7 protein-coding genes are annotated in these 8,584 nt (G+C 73.9%); 1 reads left to right on the plus strand and 6 read right to left on the minus strand.

Annotation, left to right across the window (positions count from 1 at the left end; genetic code table 11):
- The first annotated feature begins 188 nt into the window (after positions 1 to 188).
- Positions 189 to 1,481, plus strand: coding sequence for a phosphatase PAP2 family protein (locus VFE05_18535; protein HET6232078.1), 1,293 nt, complete (start codon positions 189 to 191; stop codon positions 1,479 to 1,481).
- A gap of 105 nt (positions 1,482 to 1,586) precedes the next feature.
- Here the strand turns inward: VFE05_18535 and VFE05_18540 are convergent, their stop codons facing one another.
- The 6 genes from VFE05_18540 to VFE05_18565 form a co-directional block, all read right to left on the minus strand.
- Positions 1,587 to 1,826 (minus strand): addiction module protein, encoded by a 240-nt coding sequence (locus tag VFE05_18540; GenBank protein HET6232079.1) that lies wholly within the window; start codon positions 1,824 to 1,826, stop codon positions 1,587 to 1,589.
- Positions 1,827 to 1,982: 156 nt separating this feature from the next.
- The gene (locus VFE05_18545) at positions 1,983 to 3,374 is read right to left on the minus strand and encodes a hypothetical protein (GenBank protein HET6232080.1); all 1,392 of its coding nucleotides are present in this window, start codon (positions 3,372 to 3,374) and stop codon (positions 1,983 to 1,985) included.
- A 355-nt stretch (positions 3,375 to 3,729) separates the two neighbouring features.
- A complete protein-coding gene (locus VFE05_18550; protein HET6232081.1) occupies positions 3,730 to 4,227 on the minus strand; it encodes an Hsp20/alpha crystallin family protein in 498 nt (165 codons plus the stop codon).
- Between the two features lie 233 nt (positions 4,228 to 4,460).
- Entirely contained in the window at positions 4,461 to 6,059 is a 1,599-nt protein-coding gene (locus tag VFE05_18555) for a TonB family protein (protein ID HET6232082.1), read from the minus strand.
- Between the two features lie 188 nt (positions 6,060 to 6,247).
- Entirely contained in the window at positions 6,248 to 7,402 is a 1,155-nt protein-coding gene (locus VFE05_18560) for a carboxypeptidase-like regulatory domain-containing protein (protein HET6232083.1), read from the minus strand.
- A 354-nt stretch (positions 7,403 to 7,756) separates the two neighbouring features.
- Positions 7,757 to 8,584 (minus strand): hypothetical protein (locus tag VFE05_18565; GenBank protein ID HET6232084.1); only part of this gene is annotated, 828 nt, incomplete at its 5' end.

Consider the following 8,584-nt stretch of genomic DNA (forward strand, 5'->3'; position numbering starts at 1 on the left):
TGGTCCGCGCACTTTGGGCGGGTGGACGGACGAGACGGCTACGGGCGCAGGAGCGAGGCGGGCTGCCCTCCTCTACCGGGTGTCCACACGCCGTGGCGCCACGGGTGTTATCGGTCTTTCTTCGGGTGGGCAGATTGGATGTGCAGCAGCGGCACGTCCTCTCTCACCCCACCTGAAGGAGGCAGACGATGGCCCAGTGCATCGAGGTCAAGAAGTGCGGGGGCGACGACCCCAAGATCGACAAGTACCGCCTGAGCGGCCCGCAGGTGGAGCCGGGGGCCAGCTACTGGAACCGGTGCCCGCGCCCGTGCCCGGTCTCGTACAAGGAGCTGGTGAGCGTCACGGACGACATCAACAGCCGCAACTACTTCCCGGAGTATCCCACCGACCCGGCGGTGGTGCAGGACGAGCTGGCCGAGCTCCAGGAGCTGGAGCGGCTGCGCTACGACCCCACGGCCATCGCCAGCACCATCCCCGGCCGCGAGCGCTGCCCGCTCAGCATCTTCCTGCAGCTGCGGCCGGTGCCGCTGGGCGCGAACGTGAACTTCGCGCGCGGCGACGGCTTCCCCGTGATCTACAACGGAGCGGAGCTGGCGCGGTACTTCGAGAACGAGACGCCCGGGCTGGCCCACCGGCAGGCGCTCAACTACCTGATCCGCGAGACGAACTGGTCGCCGCCGCGGCAGGCGCTGGTGTGGGAGGCGCTGGACGTGGCCATCTACAGCGCCCTCAACGCCGCGTGGTACTACAAGTGGCTGAGCCCGCGCCCCAACACGTCGTTCCGCCAGCGCCCCTTCGAGTTCGCGCTGGACAACGACTGCCCGCTGAACGTGCTGTTCGACCGGCCGGTCAACGGCCTGGGCAGCGACAGCGTGGACGACCTGGTGGCGTACCCGGCGCTGGCGGTGGAGCGCAACGGCCGCCGGCCGGACTTCTTCCCGCCGGTGCCGGGCTTCATCAACCAGTCGCCCGGCACGCCGCGGCACCCGGCGTACCCCAGCGGCCACAGCACGTACTCGGGCGCGGCGAGCGAGCTGCTCAGCTTCTTCTTCCCGGACTACCGCGCCGATTTCGACCGCCTGGCCGACAACATCGGCATGGCGCGGCTGTGGGCGGGCGTGCACTGGCGCTCGGACCACCTGGCGGGGATGAAGCTGGGGCGCACGGTGGCGTGCCTGGTCATCCAGCAGCTCCTGAGCACCAACATCCCGCTGGTGCCGGCGCCGCCGCAGTGCGACCAGACGCCGCCGGACATCGCCTGGCTGGAGCGCGAGGCCGAGGTCTTCGAGTCCAACTGCGGCGTGCCGCAGGGCGGGCCCATCCCCGGCGTGCGGTGCCGCGGCTCCGTCGGCTGCTTCCGCACGCGCCCCATCTTCCTCGCCGACGGCACCATCGACACGTCCGCCGAGGAGTCCAAGTCCGACGTGGCCGCCTCGGACGGCCAGCCCAGCGGCCAGGGCAGCTCCACCGTCGGCGCCTGACAGGCTGACGTGACACCCGCAGCAAGCCGGCCCTCCCCGCGTTTCCGCGGGGAGGGCCGGTGTACTTGAGGCGGGTCAGCATCTACCGGTGGACGTGAAGAGCGCTCACCGGAGCAGCGCCCGCGCTTCAGCGAAGACGTCTTCCGCCGAGATGTTATCGACGGAGCCGGACCGATACTCCTCGATGCGACGGCCGATCTCCTCTTCCCAAGCTGCTCGAACTTCCGCCGGATCGTCGTCGACCTCCGCGTCGAGGCTCGCGATCAAATCCCGCGCGAGCCGTGCGCGTTCAGCGGCGGGCAGGTTCAGCGCTTCGGCGATCACGCGGTCGAACGTCGGATTCATGGCAGGACTCTGTAGATGGATGATCCTGAATAGGGTGACCCGGTGACCGACGCGCAACTCTCCCCCGCTCGATGATGAACGGGAGGCCGCGGCGGATGCGCGGCCTCCCGTTTGGTCGATCGGCGAGCTCGGTCGATGCGGACCGTCCGCCGTCCGTCAGTTGGGGGCGGAGCGGGGCGGGGTACGACGGCGGGTGCGCCACGACGGATCGACGGGCGCGGCATCGGCGGCGCGGGCGGACCAGGAGCGGCCGCCGCCTGCGATGCGGCGCGGATCCGGCCGGGGCGCCAGCGGGCGGATCATGGGCGTGTCGCCGTCGTAATCGTCCCACGCGTCCTCGCGGCGCGGGCCGGAGGCGGGGAGGGAGAACGGGCCCGGCGTGGGGGCGATGACGGTGCACGGCAGCGCCTGCGGGTTCCGCACCAGCACGGCCGCACCCTCGGGCCGCACGTCGGAGAGGAACGGCGGGCGCCCGCCGCCGGTGGAGAGGAAGCGGATGTCCAGCCCGCAGCCCACGCTCCGGAACTGGGCCGCCAGCGCGCTGAAGCCGTCGCTGGCGCCGGGGCGCGAGGTGGGCGCGAGCACCATGGCGGAGACCACGTCCTCGAACGCGGTGCCATCTACCGTGACGCCGCTGCACGACTCCACGACCACGCCCTGGAGCGCGTGCGCCACCTCGCCGCCCACCACGCGGCTGGCGTCGCAGCCCCGCGCCAGCCGCACGCCCGCGGCGAACGCGCCGCCCAGCGAGGGCGAGCACTTGCGCACGGACGGGTCGTGGATCTCGGTCCAGCTGGACCCGTCCTCTACCGACAGGGCCACGTAGCCGGGCGGCACCGCGGCCATGCTGCACACCACCGGCTTGTGCAGCAGCCCGCGCGGCGAGCCGTCGGTCACGCGGATGCCGCCCTCCACGGCGGGCCGCTCGCGCCGGTCCTCCACGTAGATGCGCGGGTTGCGCAGCACCCAGCGCCCGCACGCCGAGACCTCGAGCGCGTACCCGGAGCCGCCTTCCTGGCGCAGCCACGCGCCGGGCTCGAAGTCGACCGTGAAGTCGGCCTTGCCGGCCACCCGCGCGGTGCCGGTCAGGCGGTACGTGCCCGGCGGGACGCGCACCCGGCCGCCCTCGGGCGGGAGCGCGGCGAGGGCCGCGCGCAGGGCGACCGTGTCGTCCGCCGCGCCGTCGCCCAGGGCGCCCCACCACTGCGGCAAAATGGTGGGCCGCGCGCCCTTGCCGAAGCCCACGCGCCCCGCCCCGCCGAAGACGCGCAGCGCGCCCGCGGCGAAGGCGCCGTGCAGGCGCACCTCGCGGCCGGCGTCCACCACCAGCCAGCCGCCCGGCTCGAACCGCAGCGCCACGTTGGCGGGCACCACCAGGTCGCCGTGCGCCACCCGGTGCGCGCGGCTCACCACCACGGTGCCGCCCGACGCGGGCACCACCTCGTGGATGAGGAGGCCCAGCGCGAGCCAGTCGTCGGTCACGCCGTCGCCGGCGGCGCCGTACTCCTCGGGCCGGTAGACGTGGGTGGATGCGTCGGGTGCCGCCATGCTCTGCCTCCGGTGTCGCCGTGGGTCGCGCGGCCGGCAGGTGCGGCCGCGCTCCGAATATAACCGAATAAAACCCGAAAGCAACAGCCTCCACCCGTTCGCCCGCCCCACGTCCCGCCGTCGCCAGCCACTCGTGAAACACACTTCCCGAAACATCTTAACACTCTCGCGCGAAAGGGCAACGGCGGGTTTCCCCGTGTCTCCGCAGCCCGGAACGGACGTCGCGGCAGAAGGCAGGCGCGGCCTGTATTCCCTCGCTGCCCAGCCGTAACGCCGCGCGTCTCCGAAGCAAAAGAAGCGGGCCGGCGGCATCGCTGCCGCCGGCCCGTTCCGCCGTACGAACCCCGAAGAAGGATCAGGCGTTCGGCTGCCCGCCGTCTTCCCGGGCCGCGGGCTGCCGGTCGCCCAGCTCCCCCTGCTGCATGCCGCCGATCTCGATGCGGCGGCGGCGGGCCCTCTCGCTTTTGGGGATGGTCACGGTGAGCACGCCGTCGCGGAAGTCCGCGCCGATGCCGTCGGCGTCCACGTCGCGCGGGAGGACGAACGAGCGGGCGAAGGTGCCGTAGCGGCGCTCGGCCAGATGGAACTTGCCGCCCTCGCCCTCGGCGCGCTCTTCGCGCTTCTCGCCGCGGATGGTGAGCACGTTGTTCTCCACGTCGATCTCGATGTTCTCGCGGCGCAGGCCGGGCATCTCGGTGACCACCCGGATCTCGCGCTCCGTCTCCACCACGTCGGTCTCCGGCGCGCGCATGAGGTTGGCGTTGGCGCGCACGCCGCTGCCGCCGGCCAGGGTGTCGAAGAGCCGCTCGAACGGGTCGGCGGCCACGCGGTTGTAAGCGGGGGAGATGGCCATGTGTGCCTCCTTCCTGTGTCGTATATGGTTGAACCGGGCCGCGCCCCCCGGCGCCGCCCTCCGCCCGCGGAGAAGGCAAGCCGAGTACCAGCCGCTTCGGCCAAAAAGACAAGCATCTGCGCTAATTTCGGCATACACGTCTGCAACGCTGGCCGAAACGGGGATGCGCGAAGGGCCGGCCGTCGTGTGACGGCCGGCCCTTCGCGGACGGCGGACGAGGACCCGTCCGGAAGCTACCCGCGAACCGAGAACGCGACGGGGAGGACGAGCCATACTGGGACGGCGCGGCCGGCCTTGCGCGCGGGCTGGAAGCGGGCGGCGCGCACCGCCCGCACCGCGCCGACGGCGAAAGCGGGCTGCGAGGCGCCGACCGACTCCGCGCGCTCCACGGCGCCCGCCGCGGTCACCAGCAGCCGCACGCGCGCGGTGCCGCCCACGCCCGCGTCGCGAAGCCGCGGCGGGTACGCCTGTGCGATGGCCGCCTTCACCTCCAACGGGTTGGCGAGCCGTGGCTGCGTGTCCACGTCGCGCAGGTCGAACGCGACGCCGTCGTGCGGCGTGGCGGCCTTCGGCTCGTCCAGCGTGAAGCCGAAGGGGAGGCGCACGTCGGCGGGGACGGCGCGGCCGGCCACCCGCTGCGGGCGGAAGCGCATGACGGAGGCTACGCGCCGCGCTGCCTGCCCGAATTGCGGATGCGTGGCGCTCACCACGCGGGAGGAGGTGACGCGCCCGGCGGCGTCCACGTGCAGCGCCAGCAGCGCCTGGCCGCTCACCCCCGCGTGACGGAGCAGCGGCGGGTAGTTGGCCGCGACACTGCGCTGCACCTGCGCGGCGTTCACCAGCACCGGCCGCACCGTATCTCCACGGGCGGAGACGCGATCGGGCGAGGGCGCGGCGGCGGGGACGGCGGGCAGCGCGAGCTCCGGGCGCGGCGGGCGGGGGACGGCGCGCGCGGCGGCCGTGAGGGCGATGCAGCCGGCGGCGGCGGCGGCCAGGGTCAGCGCGCGGCTGCGCGGCGTTCGGTGCGTCATGGCTCGGATTCTCCGTTCGAGGAAGGAACGCGGCCTGGCCAGCGTGAGCATGGGCAGCGCGCCGCCGGACGCGAGCCGCCCCACGCGGAGCAGCAGCTCGCCGTACTCGTCCACGCGCGCACCGGCCGCCAGCACGCGCGCGTCGCAATCCACCTCCACGGCCAGCCGCAGGCGGCGCAGCTGCCACCACAGCGCCGGGTTCCACGGCATCGCGGCCACCGCGGCGGCGGCGGCGAGCAGCAGCCGCGTGTCTCCCGCGCGCACGTGCTCGCCCTCGTGCTGCACGATGAGATGCTGGAGCACGTCGCTCCAGCCCAGGGACCAGCGGGGGAGCACGATCTGCGGGCGGAGCACGCCGACCACCGCCGGCCCCTCGCCGCCCGAGACGAGGACGGCGCGCCCCGCCACCGTCGCCGCCGTCCACCGCCGCCTCCGCCGCGCCAGCACGCCCGCCGAGAGCGCGAGCGCCGACACCAGCGACGCCGACACCGCCATCCACGCCATCGGCAGCCCGTCATCTACCGCCCGCCAGAGCGAAGACGCGTCTTCGGTAGATGAGGTGCGGGCCGGCGGCGAGGTCTCTGCCGCGACGAAGGGCTCGGCGGGATCCACCCCGCCTCCGCGGGCTGCGCGGATGCGCTGCGGGCCGGTGAACGGGACGATGCAGGAGATGGCGATCGCCGCGGCCCACGTCCAGCGCCGCGGGAGATGGAAAGCAGCCAGCACGCGCTCCGCCCCGGCAGCGCCGATGCCCGCGAGCAGCGAGAGAAGCGCGCAGTACAGCATCCACGTCGCGATCATCTTCCGAACCCCTCCTCAGGCTGGTTCACGACCTGCCGATGCAACGGCAGCCATCCACGCTTCGTCCGTCCCGCCGGTCGACGGATCGACGCCGGCGGAACGGCCCGCCGTGCATCTCCCGAACGCGCCTGCCCCCGCGCATCTGCCGCGCGTCAGCGCGCAGGACGCGACACCGCTCCCGCCTGGCGTCAGTGCGAGGCGGCGGCGGGCGCGGCGGAGGTTTGGGCGGTATCGCCGGGCTCCACTAGACGGACGGCGACCAGGCTGGCGCCGGCCTCCTGGACGCCCCGCGCCCGGCCGATGGTGAGCACGTTGGAGCGGCCGTTGTACCGCATGGCCGCCACGGGCCAGCGCAGCGCCCAGTCGTGGATCACCCACGCGCCGTTGGGCATCCGCGCGAAGTCCACGCGCCCGCCCATGGTGCGCGGGCTCACATGCGGCAGGCCCGTGTACGTGAACTCCATGAAGCGCAGCTCGGCCGTGGCGCGGTCCAGCCACAGCGTGCCGCGCACGTCGGCCACCGCGTTCCCCCGCAGCGGCTCGAAGTGCAGGCCGATCGTCCCCTGCTGCCCGTTCCGCAGGCTGAAGCAGTGGCCGTCCAGGAAGACCTCGGAGAGCAGCACGTCCGCGTCGGGCGCGAAGTAGCTGACCTGGCCCGTCCGCTCCAGCACGCGCACGTAGCCACCCGCCGCCAGCGAGTCCGCCGGCAGGCTGGCGAAGGCCACGGTGCCCGGTGGAAGGTGCACCATCTGCGAGGTCTCGGCTTCCACCTTCCGCCCGTTGGGGCTCAGGTGCCGCTCGAAGTGCCGGTAGTCGAAGGAGAGCAGTGCCGCCGAGGTGTTGCTGTTGGTGAGCTGGAGCGCCTTGCGCGCCTCTTCCCACACGGCCCGCAGCGCGTCGCCGTCGCGCGAGCGGGAGTTGCAGCGCGGCGCCGCCTCCACCCGGATCGCGGCGAGCGAGACGCGCACCGGCGGCACGGCCACCGGCATCTCCAGCGTCTGCCCGGCGGCCAGCGCGAACTCGCCCGTGGTGTGGCTGCCGAAGCCCACGCGGTCCACCTTCACACGGTAGCTGCCGGCCGCGGGGGCGGTGAGCTGGTACTGCCCCGCCGCGTCGGCCACGCCGACCCGCACCGGCGCGCCGCGCCCGTCCAGCAGCGTCACCAGCGCCCCCGCCAGCACGCCGCCGCCCTGCGCGGACGTGAGCCGCCCGCGCACCACCTGCGCATCCGCCCGCCCCGCGAAGCCGAGCGCGAGGAGCAGCGCGAGCAGCATCCCCGCCGCGCAGCGGGCGACCCAAGCCGGGGGCCCGGAGATGGGCATCTCCCGTCCGACGTCGTCCATCTCCCGTCGCGACGAAATCGCCGGATCGCGGCTTTCCATCTCACGTCCCGACGGCAATCCACCTCCGCCGCCCACGATCTGCGGGCCGGACGACATCTTCCGTCCAGACGACTTCTCCCGTCCAGACGACATCTGCCGCTCGGACGACATCTCCCGTCTGGACGTCTCCCGTTCGGGGCCGGACGTCCCACGTTCGCTGGTTCGCATCTCCCGGCTCGAGCCCCACGAGCTTTCGGGGGATGTGTCCCGCGCGGCCCCGAGCGGTCCTGGGAGGAGCGCCGCGGTGCGGGCAATCGTGCTCTGCTCTGGCATCACGACGCTCCTCCTCTCGAATTCCGGGTCAGGGGTTCCGGCTCACGCCGTGGGGGTGACGCGAGCGCCTTCCTTGAGCGTCACCCAGATCACCTGCACCGCGTGCGAGCCCACCTGCACGCGGCTGCCCTTGAAGACCTGCACGCCCTGGATGTCCTCGCTGCGCACGGCGTCGTCCTGGCGCGGCGCGGCGGTGTGCGAGACCACGTTGCCGCGGCTGTCCACCACGAACATCAGCGGGTCGCTGCCTGCACCCTGCGTGCGGACGCTGGGGAAGTAGCGGTCGATGGCGGCGACCACCTGCCGGACCTGCACCTCGCCCGCGGCCGCGGTGGCGGCGCGTGGCTGCGCGGCCTGCGCGCCGGTGCGCACCCACACCACGGTGACCGAGTCCGGCCCCAGCTCGCCCGCGCGGTGCCGGCTCACGTTCACGCTGCTGATGCGCTCCGGCGCCACGCCGGCGTTGGCGTCCAGCTCGCTGCCCGTGCCCTGCCCGTACCGCAGCGTGCCGCCCTTCCCGCGCGCCGTGTGCACGACGTGCCCGGCGGGGTCCTCCACGAACATCAGGTACAGGTCGCCCCGCATCCCGGCCGTGAGCACCTGCGGGAAGTACCGCTGCACGGCCGCGCGCTCCTCGGCGGTGGCGGGCGTGAAGCGCGGCGTCGTGTCTGCCGGGACGCGGGCCGGGGGGGCAGGTGCCCGCGGCGGGCGCGGCGCTGCCGCGGGCGGACGGGGCGCGAGGGGAGCTGCGGCCGGGGGTGGCGGAGGAGGCGGCGCGGTCACGGACCGGGGAGCCGCGGGAACGGGCGGCGCGGCCGGTGCCGGCAGCGGCGCGGCGGCGGGGCGCGGGGCGGACGGAGCGCGCGGGGC

This window comes from Longimicrobiaceae bacterium (assembly GCA_035696245.1).
Taxonomy (GTDB): Bacteria; Gemmatimonadota; Gemmatimonadetes; order Longimicrobiales; family Longimicrobiaceae; genus DASRQW01.